Origin of the sequence: Nocardioides furvisabuli (genome assembly GCF_021083185.1) — a bacterium.
GTDB classification, from domain to species: Bacteria; Actinomycetota; Actinomycetes; order Propionibacteriales; family Nocardioidaceae; genus Nocardioides; species Nocardioides furvisabuli.
Genome location: NZ_JAIGQB010000001.1, coordinates 425,217 through 444,343 on the forward strand (window position 1 = coordinate 425,217; position 19,127 = coordinate 444,343).

The 19,127-nt window shown below is 70.0% G+C and carries 21 protein-coding genes and 1 tRNA gene; 20 read left to right on the forward strand and 2 right to left on the reverse strand.

Features of this window, described 5'->3' with window-relative positions:
- Position 1 precedes the first annotated feature (1 nt).
- Genes K4G59_RS02000 through K4G59_RS02010 form a run of 3 tightly spaced genes read left to right on the forward strand, consistent with a single transcriptional unit; the run spans position 2 to position 1,855 of the window.
- The gene (locus K4G59_RS02000) at positions 2–409 is read left to right on the forward strand and encodes an FAS1-like dehydratase domain-containing protein (protein WP_231248882.1); all 408 of its coding nucleotides are present in this window, start codon (positions 2–4) and stop codon (positions 407–409) included.
- Positions 406–810: a MaoC/PaaZ C-terminal domain-containing protein gene (locus tag K4G59_RS02005; RefSeq protein ID WP_231248884.1), complete on the forward strand. Its 405-nt coding sequence runs from the start codon at positions 406–408 to the stop codon at positions 808–810. The genes K4G59_RS02000 and K4G59_RS02005 overlap by 4 nt, the downstream gene beginning before the upstream one ends.
- Entirely contained in the window at positions 803–1,855 is a 1,053-nt protein-coding gene (locus K4G59_RS02010; protein WP_231248886.1) for a UDP-N-acetylmuramate dehydrogenase, read from the forward strand. Before K4G59_RS02005 ends, K4G59_RS02010 begins: the two co-directional genes overlap by 8 nt.
- A 7-nt stretch (positions 1,856–1,862) precedes the next feature.
- Here K4G59_RS02010 and K4G59_RS02015 read toward each other — a convergent pair whose 3' ends face one another.
- Positions 1,863–2,894 carry an adenosine deaminase gene (locus tag K4G59_RS02015; protein WP_231248888.1) on the reverse strand — a complete coding sequence of 344 codons (1,032 nt, stop codon included), beginning with the start codon at positions 2,892–2,894 and terminating at the stop codon, positions 1,863–1,865.
- A 126-nt stretch (positions 2,895–3,020) separates the two neighbouring features.
- Between K4G59_RS02015 and K4G59_RS02020 the strand changes: the two genes are divergently transcribed.
- The 6 genes from K4G59_RS02020 (at position 3,021) to K4G59_RS02045 (ending at position 6,718) form a co-directional block, all read left to right on the forward strand.
- Positions 3,021–3,093, forward strand: a tRNA-Trp gene (locus tag K4G59_RS02020).
- A 41-nt stretch (positions 3,094–3,134) separates the two neighbouring features.
- Complete coding sequence (gene secE, locus K4G59_RS02025) at positions 3,135–3,389, forward strand: preprotein translocase subunit SecE (RefSeq protein WP_231248890.1); 255 nt, start codon at positions 3,135–3,137, stop codon at positions 3,387–3,389.
- A 109-nt stretch (positions 3,390–3,498) separates the two neighbouring features.
- Positions 3,499–4,329 (forward strand): transcription termination/antitermination protein NusG, encoded by an 831-nt coding sequence (nusG, locus tag K4G59_RS02030; RefSeq protein WP_231248896.1) that lies wholly within the window; start codon positions 3,499–3,501, stop codon positions 4,327–4,329.
- 117 nt (positions 4,330–4,446) lie between these two features.
- Positions 4,447–4,875, forward strand: a complete 429-nt coding sequence (rplK, locus tag K4G59_RS02035) for a 50S ribosomal protein L11 (protein WP_207083919.1) — start codon at positions 4,447–4,449, stop codon at positions 4,873–4,875.
- Positions 4,876–4,937: 62 nt separating this feature from the next.
- On the forward strand, positions 4,938–5,660 hold the full coding sequence (gene rplA / locus K4G59_RS02040; protein ID WP_231248898.1) for a 50S ribosomal protein L1: 723 nt from the start codon (positions 4,938–4,940) through the stop codon (positions 5,658–5,660).
- 188 nt (positions 5,661–5,848) lie between these two features.
- A complete protein-coding gene (locus K4G59_RS02045) occupies positions 5,849–6,718 on the forward strand; it encodes an SCO4651 family lipoprotein (protein WP_231248900.1) in 870 nt (289 codons plus the stop codon).
- 22 nt (positions 6,719–6,740) lie between these two features.
- Here K4G59_RS02045 and K4G59_RS02050 read toward each other — a convergent pair whose 3' ends face one another.
- Entirely contained in the window at positions 6,741–7,730 is a 990-nt protein-coding gene (locus tag K4G59_RS02050; RefSeq protein WP_231248902.1) for a DnaB-like helicase C-terminal domain-containing protein, read from the reverse strand.
- A 288-nt stretch (positions 7,731–8,018) separates the two neighbouring features.
- Here K4G59_RS02050 and rplJ point away from each other — a divergent pair, with 288 nt between their 5' ends.
- The 11 genes from rplJ to K4G59_RS02105 all read left to right on the forward strand — a co-directional run bounded on the left by rplJ (position 8,019) and on the right by K4G59_RS02105 (position 19,114).
- Entirely contained in the window at positions 8,019–8,684 is a 666-nt protein-coding gene (gene rplJ / locus K4G59_RS02055) for a 50S ribosomal protein L10 (RefSeq protein WP_231248904.1), read from the forward strand.
- A 77-nt stretch (positions 8,685–8,761) separates the two neighbouring features.
- Positions 8,762–9,148 (forward strand): 50S ribosomal protein L7/L12, encoded by a 387-nt coding sequence (rplL, locus tag K4G59_RS02060; RefSeq protein ID WP_231248905.1) that lies wholly within the window; start codon positions 8,762–8,764, stop codon positions 9,146–9,148.
- Positions 9,149–9,363: 215 nt separating this feature from the next.
- Complete coding sequence (locus tag K4G59_RS02065) at positions 9,364–10,320, forward strand: ABC transporter ATP-binding protein (protein ID WP_231248907.1); 957 nt, start codon at positions 9,364–9,366, stop codon at positions 10,318–10,320.
- 26 nt (positions 10,321–10,346) lie between these two features.
- On the forward strand, positions 10,347–11,120 hold the full coding sequence (locus tag K4G59_RS02070; RefSeq protein WP_231249261.1) for an MlaE family ABC transporter permease: 774 nt from the start codon (positions 10,347–10,349) through the stop codon (positions 11,118–11,120).
- A 1-nt stretch (position 11,121) separates the two neighbouring features.
- A complete protein-coding gene (locus tag K4G59_RS02075; RefSeq protein ID WP_231248909.1) occupies positions 11,122–11,946 on the forward strand; it encodes an MlaE family ABC transporter permease in 825 nt (274 codons plus the stop codon).
- A 5-nt stretch (positions 11,947–11,951) separates the two neighbouring features.
- A complete protein-coding gene (locus K4G59_RS02080; RefSeq protein WP_231248911.1) occupies positions 11,952–13,226 on the forward strand; it encodes an MCE family protein in 1,275 nt (424 codons plus the stop codon).
- Complete coding sequence (locus K4G59_RS02085) at positions 13,223–14,260, forward strand: MCE family protein (protein WP_231248912.1); 1,038 nt, start codon at positions 13,223–13,225, stop codon at positions 14,258–14,260. The genes K4G59_RS02080 and K4G59_RS02085 overlap by 4 nt, the downstream gene beginning before the upstream one ends.
- Positions 14,257–15,219: an MCE family protein gene (locus tag K4G59_RS02090; protein WP_231248913.1), complete on the forward strand. Its 963-nt coding sequence runs from the start codon at positions 14,257–14,259 to the stop codon at positions 15,217–15,219. Before K4G59_RS02085 ends, K4G59_RS02090 begins: the two co-directional genes overlap by 4 nt.
- Before the next feature lie 3 nt (positions 15,220–15,222).
- Complete coding sequence (locus tag K4G59_RS02095) at positions 15,223–16,368, forward strand: MCE family protein (protein ID WP_231248914.1); 1,146 nt, start codon at positions 15,223–15,225, stop codon at positions 16,366–16,368.
- Positions 16,365–17,804, forward strand: coding sequence for an MCE family protein (locus K4G59_RS02100; RefSeq protein WP_231248915.1), 1,440 nt, complete (start codon positions 16,365–16,367; stop codon positions 17,802–17,804). Before K4G59_RS02095 ends, K4G59_RS02100 begins: the two co-directional genes overlap by 4 nt.
- Positions 17,801–19,114, forward strand: a complete 1,314-nt coding sequence (locus tag K4G59_RS02105) for an MCE family protein (RefSeq protein ID WP_231248916.1) — start codon at positions 17,801–17,803, stop codon at positions 19,112–19,114. The genes K4G59_RS02100 and K4G59_RS02105 overlap by 4 nt, the downstream gene beginning before the upstream one ends.
- Positions 19,115–19,127: the final 13 nt, after the last annotated feature.

Here is a 19,127-nt window from a genome sequence, read left to right on the forward strand (position 1 = left end):
CATGCCCGTCGACCCCTCCCTGGTGGGGCGCGAGTTCCCCGCGCCGGCTCCCCTCACCGTGACCCCCGAGCGCGTGAGCGCCTTCGCCGCAGCCGTGGGACACCCCGGCGACGCCGGCTCCGCGGTCCCGCCGACCTTCCCGATCGTGCTCGCCTTCGACGCCATGCAGGCCTTCCTCGACGCCGAGCAGATCGACCTGCACCGCATCGTCCACGGCGAGCAGCGCTTCGCGTACGTCCGCCCGCTGGTCCCGGGCGACGAGCTGACCGCCACGCTGACCGTGACCGGGCTGCGCCAGATCGGCGGCGCCGACATCATCGCCACCTCCAGCGAGATCGCCGACGCCACGGGCGCGGTCGTCTGCACCGGCAGGGCGACGCTCGTCCACTCCGCCGGAGGTGCCGCATGAACCCCGGTGACAGCCTCTCGACGAAGACCTTCACGATCACCCGTGCCGACCTCGTCGCCTACGCGGAGGCCAGCGGCGACCACAACCCGATCCACCAGGACGAGGACGTGGCGCGCAGCGTCGGTCTGCCCGGCGTCATCGCCCACGGGATGTACACCCTGGCCCTGGTCGGCCGCGCGGTCGCGGAGTGGACCGACGGTGCGGAGGTCGTGGACCTCGGCGCGAAGTTCACCAGCCCCGTCGTCGTGCCCGCCGAGGGCGGCGCGGACGTCGTCGTCGCCGGCACCGTGAAGTCGGTCGCCGACGGACTGGTCACCCTCGCCCTCGAGGTCACCTGCGGGGGCCAGAAGGTGCTGGGGATGCCGAAGGCCGTGGTGCGCGAGGCCACGATCCGTGCCTGACCTGCGCGACCACACGACGTTGCGCCTCGGCGGTCCCGGCCGCTCGTGGGTGCGCGCGACCACCGAGGCCGAGCTCGTCACCGCCGTCGCGGACGCCGACGCCTCCGGGACGCCGGTCCTCGTGCTGGCGGGCGGCTCGAACCTCGTCGTCGCCGACGACGGCTTCGACGGCCTCGTCGTCCAGGTCGCGACGACGGGCGTGCACGCCGAGCCGGACGACGTCGACGCAGGCCCGCAGTGCGGAGGTGTCGAGCTCAGGGTCGCCGCGGGCGAGGACTGGGACGCGCTCGTGGGCCGGGCCGTCGCGCGCGGCTGGTCCGGCATCGAGGCACTGTCCGGCATCCCGGGAGCGGTCGGCTCGACGCCGATCCAGAACGTCGGCGCCTACGGCCAGGACGTCTCCCAGACCATCTCCCGGGTCCGCACCTGGGACCGCGTCGATCGCACCCAGCGCACCTTCGCCGCGTCCGACTGCGCCTTCGGCTACCGCCACAGCCGCTTCAAGGCCGACCCGGGCCGCTATCTCGTCCTGGAGGTGACCTTCCAGCTGCGCACCGGCGCGCTGGCCGCCCCCGTGAGGTACGCCGAGCTCGCGCGCCGCCTCGGTGTCGAGGTCGGCGAGCGCGCCCCGCTGGCCGACGTACGTGCCGCCGTGCTGGCCCTGCGGTCCGGCAAGGGGATGGTGCTCGACGATGCCGACCACGACACGTGGAGCGCCGGGTCGTTCTTCACCAATCCGTTCCTCACCCACGAGCAGGCCGCCGCGCTGCCGGATGCCGCGCCCCGCTGGGAGCAGCCCGACGGCACGGCGAAGTCGAGCGCGGCGTGGCTCATCGAGCACGCCGGCTTCGGCAAGGGCTACGTCAGCGAGGCCGCGGGGGAGCGGGTGGCGCTGTCCACCAAGCACACCCTCGCCCTCACCAACCGCGGTGGCGCCACCACCGAGGAGCTGCTCACGCTGGCCCGCGAGGTGCGCGACGGCGTCGAGGCCCGCTTCGGCGTCCGCCTGGTCAACGAGCCGGTCACCGTCGGCTGCGCCCTCTGACGCGGGATCAGGCGAGCCAGGCCGCGATGTCGCGGCGAGCGGCTTCGAGCACGTCGGACGGCGCCCGGGAGGCCGCGAAGGACATCTCGGCGAGGCGGGCCAGCGTGGCGTCGTCGAGGTCGTGGGCGGCGCGCATCGTGGCGTACTGCCCGGCCAGGCGCGAGCCGAAGAGCAGCGGGTCGTCGGCGCCGAGCGCGACCGTCGCGCCGGCCGCGAGGAGCTGGGGGAGCGGCACCGACGTGAGGTCGGAGTAGACACCGAGCGAGACGTTGGAGACCGGGCACACCTCGAGCGCGACGCCGGCCTCGACGATCCGGTCGAGCAGGGCGGGGTCCTCCGCGCTGCGTACGCCGTGCCCGAGCCGTTGCGCCCCGAGCCGCTCGAGGCAGGTACGGACGTGGTCGGGGCCGCGCAGCTCGCCGCCGTGCGGCACCAGCACCAGCCCGGCGCGCTCGGCGATCCGGAAGGCGCCCTCGAAGTCCTCGGTGCGCCCGCGCCGCTCGTCGTTGGACAGCCCGAAGCCGACCACCCCGCGACCGGCGTACTGCGCCGCCAGTCGTGCCAGCGTGCGGGCGTCGAGCGGGTGGCGCGTGCGGTTGGCGGCGATCACCACCGCGATGCCCAGACCGGTGCGCCCCGAGGCGTCCCGGACGCAGTCGAGCACCAGGTCGGTGAAGGCGGTGATGCCGCCGAAGCGTGCGGCATAGCCGCTGGGGTCCACCTGGATCTCCAGCCAGCGCCCGCCGTCGCGCACGTCGTCCTCGGCCGCCTCGAGCACCAGGCGGCGTACGTCGTCGGGCGTGCGCAGCACCGAGCGCGCCACGTCGTAGAGGCGCTGGAAGCGGAACCAGCCCTTCTCGTCGGCGGCGCTGAGGAGCGGCGGCCAGTCCTCCACCAGGGAGTCGGGCAGCACGATGCCGTCCCGCTCGGCGAGCTCGAGCAGCGTGCCGTGGCGCATCGAGCCGGTGAAGTGCAGGTGCAGGTGCGCCTTGGGAAGTCGTGACACCTCGCGCGGCTGCTGCGCCCCCTGGTCCGCCATGGGTCGAATCGTAGGCGGGCGACCCCGCCGGTTCGACGCAGGCTGGACCCGCCCCGTATGCTTCCCGATTGGTGGTTTCACCACATGCTGCGGCATGCCCCGTCAAGGCGGGGACGGGACCACCGGAGGGCACTAGCTCAACTGGCAGAGCATCGGTCTCCAAAACCGAAGGTTGGGGGTTCAAGTCCCTCGTGCCCTGCGAGGAAACACTGCACAGCAACAACGATGAAGGTGGGAAACGTGGCCGACGGCAACGCGGTTCAGGACCGGCGCGACTCGCGCGGCGACGACCGTGGGCGCACCAGCCCCGTCACGTTCCTGCGCCAGGTGGTGGCCGAGCTCCGCAAGGTGGTGTGGCCCACCCAGCAGCAGCTGATCACCTACTTCTTCGTGGTGCTGGTCTTCGTCATCGTCGTGATGGCCATCGTGACGGTCCTCGACCTGGCCTTCGGAAGGCTGGCCTTCGAGGTCTTCACCGGTGGCGGCGCCCAGTGACCTGCTGACCAGCGCGCGTCCCGCAGCGGTTCCGCCGCACTGATCCCGCCGGACGAGCCCGGCCCCGGTCCCGCACCGGACCCCCAGCAACGACGTACGGAGTGAAGACGTGTCTGAGAACAATGACGTGGACCAGGTCGACGACCAGGTCGAGTCGCTCGACGAGGCGACCGCGGAGGGCGCCGTCGACGACGCCGTCGAGGTCGAGGACGTGACCGACGAGGCGCCCGCCGAGGGCGACTCCGAGGACGACTCCGACGACGAGGCCTCCGACGACGAGGCCTCCGACGAGGACGAGTCCGGCTCCGAGCCCGACGAGAACGACCCGCTCGAGGCGTTCCGCCGTGAGCTGTGGGCCAAGCCCGGCGACTGGTTCGTCGTGCACACCTACTCCGGCATGGAGAAGCGGGTCAAGCACAACCTCGAGAACCGCATCATCTCCCTCAACATGGAGGACTACATCCACGAGATCGTGGTCCCCACCGAAGAGGTCGCGGAGATCAAGAACGGCCAGCGCAAGATGGTCACCCGCACCGTGCTCCCCGGCTACGTCCTGGTCCGCATGGACCTCACCGACGAGTCCTGGTCGGCCGTGCGCCACACGCCGTCGGTCACCGGCTTCGTGGGCCACAGCCACCAGCCGGTCCCGCTCAGCATGAGCGAGGTGGAGGACATGCTGGCCCCCGCCGTCGTGGCCGTCGCCGAGGCCGAGGCAGCCGCCTCCGGCGAGAAGGGCGCCTCCACCACCCCGCGCAAGCCGGTCGAGGTGGCCGATTTCGACGTGTCCGACTCGGTCATGGTGGTCGACGGCCCGTTCGCCACGCTCCACGCGACGATCACCGAGATCAACGCCGAGTCCCAGCGCGTCAAGGCCCTCGTCGAGATCTTCGGCCGCGAGACCCCGGTCGAGCTCAGCTTCTCGCAGATCCAGAAGGTCTGACGCCAGAGTCCGACGATTTGGCGTCCGCCCGCTCTGCGGGCTGACAATGAAGTAGCGACAACCCGTGGCAGGGGGCGAAGTGCCCTCGTCATGACCACATGAGAGAAAGAGAAGGCTATGCCTCCCAAGAAGAAGATCGCCGCACTCGTCAAGGTGCAGCTGCAGGCCGGTTCGGCCACCCCGGCCCCGCCGGTCGGTACGGCGCTCGGCCCGCACGGCGTCAACATCATGGACTTCTGCAAGGCCTACAACGCCCAGACCGAGTCCATGCGCGGCAACGTGATCCCCGTCGAGATCACCATCTACGAGGACCGCTCGTTCGAGTTCATCACCAAGACCCCTCCGGCCGCCGAGCTCATCAAGAAGGCCGCCGGTCTCTCCAAGGGCTCCGGTGTCCCGCACAAGGAGAAGGTCGGCAAGCTGACCAAGGACCAGGTCCGCGAGATCGCGACCACCAAGCTGCCCGACCTCAACGCCAACGACATCGACGCCGCCATGAAGATCGTCGAGGGCACCGCCCGCTCGATGGGCATCACGACCGACTGATCCGTGGGAGAGCCGCGCTGGCTCGCTGACCACATCCTTCGCACCACAGAAACGAGAAGACAATGCAGCGCAGCAAGACCTACCGCGCAGCGGCTGAGGCGTTCGACAAGGACGAGCTCTACGCCCCGCTGGCAGCCATCAAGATCGCCAAGTCCGGCTCCAAGAAGAAGTTCGACGAGACCCTCGACGTCGTCATGCGCCTGGGTGTCGACCCGCGCAAGGCCGACCAGATGGTCCGCGGCACCGTCAACCTCCCCCACGGCACGGGCAAGACCGCCCGCGTGCTGGTCTTCGCCAACGCGGACAAGGCCGACGCCGCCCGTGAGGCCGGCGCCGAGTTCGTCGGTGGCGACGAGCTCATCGAGAAGGTCGCCGGCGGCTGGCTCGACTTCGACGCCGTCGTCGCCACGCCCGACATGATGGGCAAGGTCGGGCGCCTCGGTCGCGTCCTCGGCCCCCGCTCCCTCATGCCGAACCCGAAGACGGGCACGGTGACCCCCGACGTCGCCAAGGCCGTCACGGACATCAAGGGCGGCAAGATCGAGTTCCGCGTCGACCGCCACGCCAACCTGCACTTCATCATCGGCAAGGCGTCCTTCGCCGAGGCCCAGCTCGCGGAGAACTACGCCGCTGCCCTCGAGGAGGTGCTGCGGCTCAAGCCGGCCAGCTCCAAGGGTCGCTACATCAAGAAGATCACCGTCTCCACGACGATGGGCCCCGGCATCCAGGTCGACCCCAACCGCATCAAGAACGTCGCGTCCGAGGACGAGGCCGACCAGGCCTGACCCTCACCGGACCCTCATGGGTCCGTGACCGTCGTGTCGGCCCGGTCGCCCCTCGCGGGGCGGCCGGGCCGATCTGCATGTCCGGGCCGACCTGCCCGACGGCGGTGGCGTTTCGGTGTGGAAGCATCGGGTAGGAAGTGACCAAGCGCCCTGCTTGCCGCTCGTCCTCGTCCGTGTCAGGAGACACCATGCGCCTCTCGCCCGTTGCCCGCCGCCTCGGCTCCGCCGCCCTGGTGCTGACGATCGGCGTGGGAACGACCGCCTGCAGCGGCGACGACTCCGGTTCGGGATCCTCGAGCTCTGCCACCGACGAGTCGGGCGCGACCAGCGCCGACGAGCCCGGCGAGGAGTCCGTCGCCGACGACGAGTCCGGCGACGGCACCGAGGCCCCCGGCGAGCTGTCGGCCGCGGACTTCTATCCCGCCGTGATGGAGGCGATGCGTGAGGCGGAGACCTTCACCTTCGAGACGGTCACCGACGCCGCCGGACAGGGCCAGACCATGACCGGCGAGGCGCGCTTCGGCGACGACGGCATCGAGATGAGGGCCTCGAGCACTGGTGCGCAGCAGATGGAGCTGATCCTGCTCGGCCAGGCGATGTACATGAAGTCACCCGAGCTCGGCACCGGTGACACCTGGGTCAAGATCGACCTGAGCGATCCGAACTCGCTGTTCGGCATGATCGGCAAGGCGACCGACCCCGAGGTGATGTTCAAGGCCCTCGAGGAGCCCAAGAAGCTCGAGCTGGTCGGGGCCGAGGACGTCGACGGCGTGGCCACCAACCACTACCGGATCACCCTGGACCCGACGAAGTACCTCGCGGCCATGGACTTCCCGGCCGCGATGGCGGACATGCTGCCCAAGGAGCTGGTGAGCGAGATGTGGGTCGACGCCGACGACCTCCCGCGCAAGTTCGCCCAGACCGTCGAGGTCCCCGCCGTCGGCGGAGGCCAGTCCACGACCTCGAGCACCGAGGGCACCTACTCCGACTTCGGCACCGACGTGGAGATCGAGGCCCCGCCGGCCAGCGAGGTCACCGAGGACTTCCCCGGCGCCTGACCCGCTCCGCGGGCCGCGAGCCTCACTCGCGGAAGACGCGCTCGTCGATCAGCTGCTCCTTGACCTCGGTGCCCTCCTGCACGTAGCGGCCCTGGTCGAAGCGGGTCCTGAACTGCAGCACCACGCCGTCGCGCCCGAAGCGGTTCTTCTCCACCGTCAGGACGGCGAAGTCACGGAACCGCTCGGCGTTGCTGAGGTCGTAGGTCAGGTGGTGGCGCGCGACGATGTCGAACTTGTTGTTCAGCACCAGCACGACGTCGGCCTCGTACGCCAGCGCGCTGGAGCCGCGCAGGTCGCTGGCGCGCATCCGCTTGCCCGAGCGCAGTGCGGCCTTCTCGGCCGCGGCGATCGCCAGCACCGGGGCGTTGATGTCGATGGCGAGGTCCTTGAGGCCCTCGACGATCTCCGTGGAGCTGTCGTCCTCGTCGGGGTGCTGCGTCTTCACCTTCTGCAGGTAGTCGACGATCACGAGCGGGGTCGTGCCCGCCAGCTCGCGCACGGCTTCGATGGCGTTCTCGATCGCGGCGAGGTCGGTGCGGGTCCCGGTCGAGCGGTGCACGAAGAGCATCTCGCTGTAGTGCGAGACCCGGGTGAGCGCCTGGACGCCGCACGGCACGGACTCGAGGCGGTGCTCGAGCGAGCTGACCCACAGGTCGTCGAAGATCGACCGGATGCTGTTGACCCGCACCTGGTCCGACTCGTCGAGCTCGCCGGCCTCCATCGCGATGAGCTTCTGGGTGATGTCCTCGGCGTCGTGCTCGTAGGAGAAGAAGATGACCGGACGCCCGGTCGCGGCGTTGTTGCGCGCCACCTGGAGGGCGAAGGTGGACTTGCCCAGGCCCTGCGGCCCGGCGAGCAGCACCAGCGAGCCGGCCCGCATCCCTCCGCCGATCAGCGGGTCGAGACCGACGAAGCCGGTCTTCCAGACCCGGCCTGCGGCGTTGCGGCCGGTGAGCATGCGTTCGTCGCTCCGGGCCAGTGAGGCCCCGACGGTCGTGAGCTGGTGATCCACGCGACCATGGAACCAGCGTCGGGGTGGTCGCGGCAGCGGATTGGGTCGTTTGCCCCGCAGTGGGCGCCGATTTGTCTGCCTCGGGCCACGAGGCGTACTGTCTGGCTTCGAAACCAGAGACCGCAGGTGGTCACGAGCTCCTCGCCCGTGACCGAAGGTTCGCAGCAGCGAACGGCCGGCGCAGGTGAGAGCAGCGGCTAGCGCCGCACCAACGCCTCGAGCCTGTGCTCGGGGCGTTTCGTCGTCTGTGGGCCGGGACGCCGGTGGTCAACCCCGGAAGGAGACCCCATGGCGCGGCCAGAAAAGACTGCTGCCGTTGCGGAGATCGTTGAGTCGTTCAACGAGTCCGCCGGCGCTGTGCTGACCGAGTACCGCGGTCTCACCGTGAAGCAGCTGCAGGACCTGCGGCGCTCCCTCGGCGAGAACGCCCACTACGCCGTGGTCAAGAACACGCTCGCCAAGATTGCCGCCACCGAGGTGGGAATCGAAGGCTTCGACGACCTGCTGACCGGCCCGACCGCCATCGCCTTCATCAATGGAGACGTGGTCGAGGCCGCCAAGGGTCTGCGTGACTTTGCCAAGGCAAACCCCGCCCTCGTCATCAAGGGCGGTGTCCTGGACGGCAAGTCCCTCGACGCTGCAGAGATCGCCAAGCTGGCCGATCTCGAGTCGCGTGAGGTGCTGCTGGGCAAGCTCGCGGGCGGCATGCTCGCCTCGCTGTCCCAGGCCGTCTACCTCCTCAACGCCCCGCTCGCCCAGGTCGCCCGGCTCGCCGGCGCCCTGGAGACGAAGGCGACCGAGGACCCCTCGATCCTCGCAGGTGGTGCCGGTACGCCGGCTGCTCCGGCTGCCGAGGACGCCCCGGTCGAGGAGGACTCCGCTTCCGCGGAGGCCGCCGCGCCCGAGGCGACCGACGAGGCGGCCGACGCGGCCGCTGAGTCCACCGACGCCTGACCCCGGGCCGACGTACACCACCTGGAAACCCTGACCCGCGCGCACGCGCGGGTCTCAGATCGGAAGGAACCGCCACCATGGCGAAGCTGTCCACCGTCGAGCTGCTCGACGCGTTCAAGGAAATGACCCTCATCGAGCTCTCCGAGTTCGTCAAGGAGTTCGAGGAGACCTTCGGCGTCACCGCCGCTGCCCCCGTCGCCGCTGCCCCCGCCGCGGGCGCCCCGGCCGCCGGTGGCGAGGCCGCTGCCGAGCAGGACGAGTTCGACGTCGTCCTCGAGTCCGCTGGTGACAAGAAGATCAACGTCATCAAGGAGGTCCGCGCGCTGACCTCCCTCGGTCTCAAGGAGGCCAAGGACCTCGTCGAGGCGGCCCCGAAGGCGATCCTCGAGAAGGTCGACAAGGCTGCGGCCGACAAGGCGAAGGAGGCCCTCGAGGCCGCCGGCGCCACCGTCACCGTCAAGTGACCCACTGACGGACGGGCCCTCGCGGGCCCTCCGTCGACCGCCCAGGGCGGTCACCCCTTCGCTGGGGTGGCCGCCCTGTGGCGTCTTCCGGGACGCCCGCCACCGTCCTGCGCCACGGCCAGTGACGAGCGTCGCACCCGGGCGTAACCTCCCGCGCCCTGCCGCGTTGGACTACTCAGGAGTAGCGACGGGGAGAGGAAGGGGTCCGCGCAACCATGGGTGTCGAGATCAAGGTCAACGACCTCTCCAAGTCGTTCGGCAAGCAGCTCATCTGGGGCGACGTGACGCTCACCGTCCCCGCCGGCGAGATCTGCGTCATGCTCGGCCCGTCGGGCACCGGCAAGTCGGTCTTCCTCAAGACGCTCATCGGACTCCTCAAGCCCGACAAGGGCTCGATCATCATCGAGGGCACCGACATCGCGAGCTGCTCCGAGCGCGACCTCTACGAGATCCGCAAGCTGTTCGGCGTGCTGTTCCAGGACGGCGCGATGTTCGGCTCGATGAACCTCTACGACAACGTCGCCTTCCCGCTGCGCGAGCACACGCGGAAGTCCGAGTCCGAGGTCCGCGAGATCGTCATGGAGAAGATGGACCTCGTCGGCCTGGTCGGCGCCGAGGACAAGCTCCCGGGCGAGATCTCCGGCGGCATGCGCAAGCGCGCCGGCCTGGCCCGTGCGCTGGTGCTCGACCCCGAGATCGTGCTCTTCGACGAGCCGGACTCCGGCCTCGACCCGGTGCGTACGGCGTTCCTCAACCAGCTGATCGTCGACCTCAACGCCCAGATCGACGCCACCTTCCTCATCGTCACCCACGACATCAACACCGCGCGGACGGTGCCGGACAACATCGGCCTGCTCTACCACCGCCACCTCGCGATGTTCGGCCCGCGCGAGCAGCTGCTGAGCTCCGAGGAGCCCGTCGTGCGCCAGTTCCTCAACGCCCAGAAGGTCGGCCCCATCGGCATGTCGGAGGAGAAGGACGCCGACGAGCTCGCCGCCGAGGCCGGCCAGGAGCTGCCGCCGCTGCCGCCGATCCCGCTGCAGCTCGACCCGTCCAACGGGATCCCGCGACGCAGCCAGCGTCCCGCGGGGGAGTGGTGCCGCGAGCACGGCGTGACCCCGCCGCCCGGTTCGTTCGAGTCCAGCAACGCCGGCCTGGCTCCGGGAGCCTGACCGTGGCCACCTCCGCCCCCACCTCGCTGACCTCGCGCGCCCTTGCGCCCGTCGGCGTCGCAGGCAACCTGTTCGCCTTCGCCCTCGACGTCTTCCGCGGACTGTTCCGACGGCCCTTCCAGCTGCGGGAGTTCATCCAGCAGGCGTGGTTCATCGCGTCGGTGACGATCGTGCCCACCGCCCTCGTGGCGATCCCGTTCGGCGCGGTCATCGCGCTCCAGGTGGGCGGGCTGATCAAGCAGTTCGGTGCCCAGTCCTTCACCGGCTCGGCGTCGGTCCTCGCGGTGGTCCAGCAAGCAGCGCCGATCGGCACCGCGCTGCTCATCGCCGGGGCGGGAGGCTCGGCGATCGCCGCCGACCTCGGCGCGCGCAAGATCCGTGAGGAGCTCGACGCGATGATGGTGCTCGGCATCGACCCGATCCAGCGCCTGGTGGTGCCGCGGGTGCTGGCGTGCATGCTCGTCGCGTTCTTCCTCAACGGCATGGTCAGCGTGGTCGGGGTCGCGGGCGGCTACGTCTTCAACGTGATCCTCCAGGACGGCACGCCCGGCGCCTACCTCGCGAGCTTCACGGCGCTCGCCCAGCTGCCGGACCTGTGGATCGGCCTGATCAAGGCACTGATCTTCGGGGTCATCGCCGCGATCGTCGCGTCCTACAAGGGGATGAACGCCAAGGGAGGTCCGAAGGGAGTCGGCGACGCGGTCAACGAGTCGGTCGTCATCACCTTCCTGCTGCTCTTCGTGGCCAACTTCGTCCTCAGCATGATCTACCTCCAGGTCGTCCCACCGAAGGGCGGATGACATGGCTCTCAAGGACGTCTACGCCAAGCCGCTGGCCTCGCTCGACACCCTCGGCGGCCAGCTCGCCTTCCACCTGGGCGTGCTGCGGGCGATCCCGCGGTCGATCGCCCGCTATCCCCGCGAGATCCTGCGGATCCTCGCCGAGGTCACCCTCGGCACGGGTGCGCTCGCGGTCATCGGCGGCACCGTCGGCGTCATCATCGGGATGACCTTCTTCACCGGTGCGCAGGTCGGCCTCTCCGGCTACGCCGCGCTCAACCAGCTCGGCACCGCGGCGTTCGCCGGCTTCGTCTCGGCCTACTTCAACACCCGCGAGATCGCCCCGCTGGTGGCCGGGATCGCGCTCGCCGCCACCGTGGGCTGCGGGTTCACCGCCCAGCTCGGCGCGATGCGGATCTCGGAGGAGGTCGACGCGCTCGAGGTGATGGCGATCCCGTCGATGCCGTTCCTGGTCGCCACCCGCGTCGTCGGCGGGCTGATCGCGATCATCCCGCTCTACGTCGTGGGTCTGCTGTCGTCCTACTTCGCCAGCCGGCTCGTGGTGACGCAGATCTACGGCCAGTCGCCGGGCACCTACGACCACTACTTCAACGCGTTCCTGCCACCGGGCGACGTGCTGTGGTCCTTCGGCAAGGTCCTCGTCTTCGCGGTGACGGTGATCCTCATCCACTGCTACCACGGCTACAACGCCTCCGGCGGGCCCGCCGGTGTGGGTGTCGCGGTGGGTCGCGCGGTGCGGACCAGCATCGTGGCGATCAACGTGCTCGACCTGCTCCTGTCCATGGCGATCTGGGGCGCGGCCACGACCGTGCGACTGGCGGGGTGAGGCAGATGAGGACCAAGTCCCTGGGCATCGTCTTCCTGGTGCTGATGCTCGCCTCGGTGTGGCTGACCTACGGCGTGTTCACCCAGAAGTTCAGCACCTACGACGAGGTCACCGTGAAGGCCTCGCGCATCGGCCTCCAGCTGCCCCAGCGCGCCGACGTCAAGATCAGGGGCGTCATCGTGGGCGAGGTGCTCGACTACGAGCCCACCGCGGACGGCGCCGACATCACGCTCGGCCTCTACGAGGACCGCACGACCCAGGTCCCGGGCGACGTGACGGCCTCGATCCTGCCCAAGACGCTCTTCGGCGAGAAGTTCGTCTCGCTCATCGTCCCCGAGGGTGGGTCCGACGCGGAGCCGATCGCCGACGGCGACGTCATCGAGCGCACCCACCTCTCGACCGAGGTCGAGCAGGTGCTCAGCGACCTCTACCCGCTCCTGCGCGCGGTCCAGCCCGCCGACCTCAACATGACCCTGAACGCCGTCGCCACCGCGCTCGAGGGTCGCGGCGAGCAGCTCGGCGAGAGCCTCGAGACCCTCGACGGCTACCTGACCCGCTTCAACCCCGAGGTCGCCGGGCTGATCGAGGACCTGCGCCTGACCGCCGAGGTCTCCGACACCTACGCCGACGTGCTGCCCGAGGTCGCGACGATCCTCCGCAACACGATCACCACCACCACGACCCTCGAGGGTCGCGAGGACAAGCTGAAGGCGCTCTTCAACGACGTGAGCAAGCTGTCGACCGTGGCCGAACGCTTCACCCGCGACAACGGTGACAACCTGGTGCGCCTCGCCGACCTCGGGGCTGCGCAGCTCGAGGTGTTCGCGCGCTACGCCCCCGGCTACCCCTGCCTGCTCGGCGGCATCGTGGGTGCCGGCGACCTCCAGGCGGAGGCGTTCCGCGGCTTCACCCTCCACATCGTGCTGGAGACGCTGCCCAACCAGCCGCGCGGCTACGGCCCCCAGGACGCTCCTGTCTACGGCGACAAGCGCGGCTACCACTGCGGACGCCTGCCCAACCCGCCGTGGTCGCAGAGCAACCCGCTCACCCACCAGCCCGACTTCGTCGACGGCGTCGACGAGCCCACCGGCAAGGGCATCAGCCGCGTCGGTCCCGGCTGGTCGGGGACGGCCGCCGGATTCGTCGGCGGCCGCGACGAGTCGGCGCTGCTCAAGGCGCTCCTCGCCCCCGGACTCGGCGTCACGGCGGGCGACGTACCCGACCTGGGGGTCCTCCTCGTCGGACCCATGGCCCGCGGGGCGGAGGTGTCGCTGCGATGAGGGGACTGCTGGACAAGAAGACGTCGATCGACCTGGTCAAGCTCCTGGTCTTCGTGGTCGTGACCTCGCTCGCCACCAGCGTGCTCGTGGTGACGATCGGCAACCTCGGCTTCGGCTCCTCGCGGGAGTACAGCGCGGAGTTCACCGACGCCACCGGTGTCACCAAGGGCGACGACATCCGCGTCGCCGGCGTCCGGGTCGGCACCGTGGACGAGGTCGAGATCATCGACCGCTCCCGCGCGCTGGTCACGTTCTCCGTCGACGACGACACGTCGGTCAACGGCGGCACGAACGCCGCCATCCGCTACCGCAACCTCGTCGGCCAGCGCTACATCTCGCTCACCCAGGAGGTGGGCGACACCCAGCGCCTGCCCGACGGTGCGACCATCCCGGTCTCCCGGACGCGCGCGGCGCTCGACCTGACGGTGCTCTTCAACGGCTTCAAGCCGCTCTTCCAGGCGCTGTCGCCCGAGGACGTCAACCAGCTGTCCTACGAGCTGATCCAGGTGTTCCAGGGCGAGGGCGGGACCCTCGAGGGGCTGCTGGCCCACACCGCCTCGGTCACCTCGACGCTCGCCGACCGCGACGAGGTGATCGGTGACCTGATCGACAACCTGTCGCTCGTGCTCGACCACGTGGCCGACCGCGACAAGCAGCTCACCCGCCTGATCCAGTCGTTCCGCACCCTCGTCGGCGGGCTGAAGAAGGACCGCTTCGCGATCCTCGGCTCGCTGGAGGAGGTCTCGACGCTGTCGGTGGAGACCGCGTCGCTGATCGACGGCATCCGTGAGCCCCTGGTCAAGGACATCAAGGAGCTGCGCACCGTCGCGGGCAACATCGACAAGAACAAGGCCGAGCTCGACCGGGCGCTCCAGGTGCTGCCGATCAAGCTCAACAAGATCGGGCGCACCGCCATCTACGGCTCGTTCTTCAACTTCTACCTCTGCGAGTTCCAGGGGCGGGTCAACCTGCCCGACAACGTCTCGCTCCCGGTGAAGTACAACACCGGCTCGGACAGGTGTGATCTCGGATGAAGCCTTTTCGCGAGCGCAACCCGGTCGTCGTCGGGGCCGTCAGCCTCGTCGTCCTCGCGGTGGTGCTGGTCGCCGCGCTGCGCGCCGACGACCTGCCGGTCATCGGCGGCGGCGACACCTACCACGCGATGTTCACCGAGGCGGGTGGGCTCAAGGTCAACGACGAGGTCCGGATCGCCGGCGTACGCGTGGGCAAGGTCGACGAGATCGCGCTGGCCGGTGACGAGGTGCGGGTGAGCTTCAAGGTCGACGACGCCGCCGACTTCGGGCCCGAGACCCGCGCCGCCATCAAGGTCAAGACGATCCTGGGAGCGATGTTCCTCGCCCTGGAGCCCGCCGGCGGTGGCCAGCTCGACGAGGGCGCGACGATCCCGGCCGCGCGCACGTCGTCGCCCTTCGACGTGGTGGAGGCGTTCGAGGGACTGGCCTCGACCTCGGAGCAGATCGACACCGACCAGCTGGCCGAGTCGCTGACCACGCTGGCCGACCTGACCCGCAACACCCCCGAGGAGTTCCGCGGCGCGCTCAGCGGCCTCAGCCGCCTCTCGGCCAACATCGCCGAGAAGGACACCCAGCTCAACACCCTGCTGGTCAACCTCGAGCGGGTCTCCACGGTCCTCGACGAGCGCGACGAGGACATCATCGCGCTGATGGAGGACAGCGACGTGCTGTTCCGCGCGCTGGTCGCGCGCCGCGACGCCGTCCACGACCTCCTCGTCTCCAGCACCCGGCTGTCGAAGGAGCTGACCACGTTGATCCGTCAGTCGCGCGAGGACCTCAAGCCGGCGCTGGCGCACCTGGAGAACGTCATCGCCGTGCTGAACAAGAACGAGGACAACCTCGACAGCAGCCTGCGGCTGATGGCGCCCTTCTACCGCGTCTTCGCCAACACCCTGGGCACCGGCCCGTGGTTCGACACGTGGATCTCCAACTTCCCTCCCGTCCCGCAGGTGGGCTGACCCATGGACCTCGTGAAGCGCCTCCTCGTCCCCCTCGTCGTGCTCGGCTTCGTCGTCGCGGCCGCCGTCAGCGTCCTCGGCGGCGACACCGCCCGGACGGTCGTCGCCCACTTCCCGCGCACCATCTCCGTCTACGAGGGCAGCGACGTCCGCGTGCTGGGCGTGCCCGTCGGCACGGTGACCCGGGTCGAGCCCACCGGCACCGACGTCGAGGTGACCATGACGTACGACGAGGAGGTGAAGCTGCCGGCCGACGCCAAGGCCGTCATCATCGCGCCGTCGGTGGTCGGCGACCGCTACGTCCAGCTGACGCCGGCCTACTCCGGCACCGGGGAGGTGCTGGCCGACGGGGCCGAGCTGAGCGTCGACCAGACCTCCGAGCCGCTGGAGCTCGACCAGATCTACGAGAGCCTCGACCGCCTCAACGTGGCCCTCGGCCCGCGGGGGGCGAACCGGACCGGCGCGCTGTCGGACCTGCTCTCCGTCACGGCCGACAACTTCGGCGGCCAGGGCACGACCTTCCGCCGGACGATCGAGGACTTCTCGCAGCTCAGCGCGACGCTCGCAGGCAACTCCGACGAGCTGTTCGGGTCGGTGGAGGCCCTCGGCGGCTTCATGGCCACGCTCGCCGAGAACGACCAGACCGTGCGGCAGTTCAACCAGTCGCTCGCCGACGTGTCGACCATGCTGGAGGGCGAGCGCGAGGAGCTCGTCGCTGCGACGAGGAACCTGTCGGTCGCGCTGAACTCCGTCAAGGGCTTCGTGAAGGAGAACAAGGACTCGTTGAGCCGCAACATCAGCGGCCTCAACCGGGTCTCCCAGGTGCTGGTGCGCCAGCGCGCCGCGCTCGACGAGATCCTCCGGGTCGCCCCGGGCGCGCTGAACAACCTGGCCCTGACCTACAACCCGCAGGCCGGCACGCTCGACACCCGCGCCAACTTCGGCCAGAGCATCGAGCAGCTCGAGGCCGACCCCGCCGCGCTGCTGTGCGGCTTCGTCGGGCAGGTCGAGCGCTCCGGCCGGGCCTGCGACACGATCACCGAGCTGCTCTCGCGCAGCCGTCCGGGCGCCTTGGGCGAGCCCGACGTGCTGCCGGCGCGCGACGTGTTCGACCCCAGCCTCGGTGGACTCGTGGAGGTGGAGCGATGACCCGCGTGAAGACCCTCGTGCTGGGCGTCCTGACGGCGATGTTCCTCTCCGCCTGCGACGGCAGCGTCTACTCCCTGCCGCTGCCCGGCGGGCCCGACGTCGGGGACGACCCGATCACGGTCAAGGTGGAGTTCGCCGACGTGCTCGACCTGGTGCCGCAGTCGACGGTCAAGGTCAACGACGTCAGCGTGGGCAAGGTGACCGAGATCGACCTCCAGGGCTACCAGGCGCTGGTGACGATGGTGCTGCGACGCGACGTCGACCTGCCCGGCAACGCCGTGGCCGAGCTCCGGCAGACCAGCCTGCTCGGCGAGAAGTTCGTCCAGCTCAGTGCGCCCGCCGAGGGCGCCGTCGCCGACCGGCTCGAGGACGGCGAGGTCATCCCGATCGAGCGGGCCGGGCGCAACCCGGAGGTCGAGGAGGTGCTCGGCGCGCTGAGCCTGCTGCTCAACGGCGGCGGCGTGGCCCAGCTCAAGACGATCACCCAGGAGCTCAACCTCGCCCTCGAGGGCCGCGAGGACTCCGCCCGCTCGGTGCTGCGCAACCTGCGCACCTTCACCGGCCAGCTCGACGACAACAAGGCCGACATCGTCGCCGCGATCGAGTCGCTCAACCGGCTCGCGATCGCGGCGGAGAAGCAGCTGCCCACGATCGACGAGGCGCTCGAGGAGCTGCCCAGCGCGCTCGACTCGATCAACCGCCAGCGCGACGACCTCGTCGAGATGCTCGCCGCGCTCAACGACCTGTCCGACGTCGCGGTCGACGTGATCGCGGAGTCGAAGGACGCCACCATCACCTCGCTCGAGCGGCTCGACCCGGTGCTCACCCAGCTCGCGGCCTCCGGCGACGACTTCACCAACGCCTTCCACGTCTTCCTCACCTACCCGTTCGTCGACGAGGTCGTCGGCCGCGACCCGCAGGTCGCGCGCAACCTGCACATGGGCGACTACACCAACCTGTCGATCACCCTCGACGTCGACCTCACCTCCATCCCGACCACGATCCCGACGACGCTGCCGACCCAGGCCTGCATCCCGCTCAGCCAGCTGCCGCAGGACGGCCCGCTGCCCGACACCAGCCGGCTGTGCCAGGACGCGCTCGACGCGATCAACGACTGCCTCGAGGGCCTGCGCCGCGGTGACGTCACCGCCTGCCTGGGCCTGCCCGGCTCGGTGATCGCCGCGGTCTGCGAGCAGGCCCCGGTCCCGGGTCTGTGCGGCGGCTCCGGCACCCCGACCCTGCCGCTGCCGACCCCGACCGCGCCGACCCTCCCGGTCCCGAGCCTGCCGACGATCACGTTGCCCGGCCTGCCCCGCGCAGCGGCGTACGACGACCCTCCCGACCCTCGGCGCGGACCCACGATGGGACAGCTGAGCCAGATGTACGACCCGGCACTCGTGAGCCTGCTCGTGCCCGGGATGGTGGTGGAGCGATGATCACCCGTCGGACCAAGGTGCAGCTGCTGGTCTTCGCCCTCATCACGCTGGTGGGAGTGAGCTTCGTCGGCGCCCGCTACGCCCGGCTCGACCGCCTCGTGCTCGACCAGAGCTACACGGTCGTCGCGCACTTCGCCGACTCCGGCGGCGCCTTCCAGGGCGCGGAGGTCTCCTACCGCGGCGTGCGGGTCGGCGAGGTGAGCGAGCTCGTCCTCACCGATGACGGGGTCGACATCGTGCTGGACATCGACGACGAGTTCGACGACATCCCGGCCGACGCCCACGCCCTGGTGGGCAACCGCTCCGCGGTCGGCGAGCAGTACGTCGAGCTCCAGCCGCAGAGCGACGACGGCCCCTTCCTCCGCGAGGACTCCGAGATCTCGCAGAGGAGGACCGCGACGCCGATCCAGACCGACACGCTGCTCACCCACCTCGACGAGACGGTGCGCAGCGTCGACACCGACGACCTCCGCACGGTCACCTCGGAGTTCGGGCTCGCCTTCAACGGTGCGGGGGAGGACCTCCAGACCATCCTCGACAGCAGCAGCGAGTTCATCACCGCCGCCGAGCAGAACTTCGACGTCACCGTCGACCTGATCCGCGACAGCAACACCGTGCTCAACGGTCAGATCGACTCCGAGGGCGCCTTCCGCCGCTTCGCCCGTGACCTGTCGGCGTTCTCCACCACGATCGCCGACAACGACAAGGACCTGCGCCGGCTGATCGACGACGGCTCCCTCGGCGCCAACGAGCTGCGCACCTTCCTCGAGGCCAACGAGGTCGAGCTCGGCGAGCTGATCAACAACCTGGTCACGACCGGGGAGATCGTCGTCAAGCACCTCGACGGCATCGAGCAGCTGCTGGTGATCTACCCCTACGTCGTCGAGGGCGGCTTCACCGTGGTGTCCAGGTCGCCCGGCACCGGCCTGTACGACGCCCACTTCGGCATGGTGCTCACCGAGGAGCCCCACGTGTGCATCGGTGGCTACGAGGGCACCGACCGCCGCTCGCCGCTCGACGGGAGCAACACGCCGATGAACGAGGATGCCCGTTGCACCGAGCCCGCGTCGAAGTCCAACGCCCGCGGCGCGCAGAACATCCAGGCCCCCCGGGCTGCGACGGGCTGGGGCGAGGCGGACTTCGCCCACGACCCGGAGACGGGCGCCGTGACCTCCGACCCGGCCGAGATCAGGCGGCTGCTCGGTGGGCGCCCGTCGGCGCCCGGGACCCTCGGTGAGGACTCGTGGAAGTGGCTCTACCTCGAGCCGCTGCTGGCCGGGGGCGTGACCTCGCCGACCGCGGCTCGTTGAACCCAGCAGGACC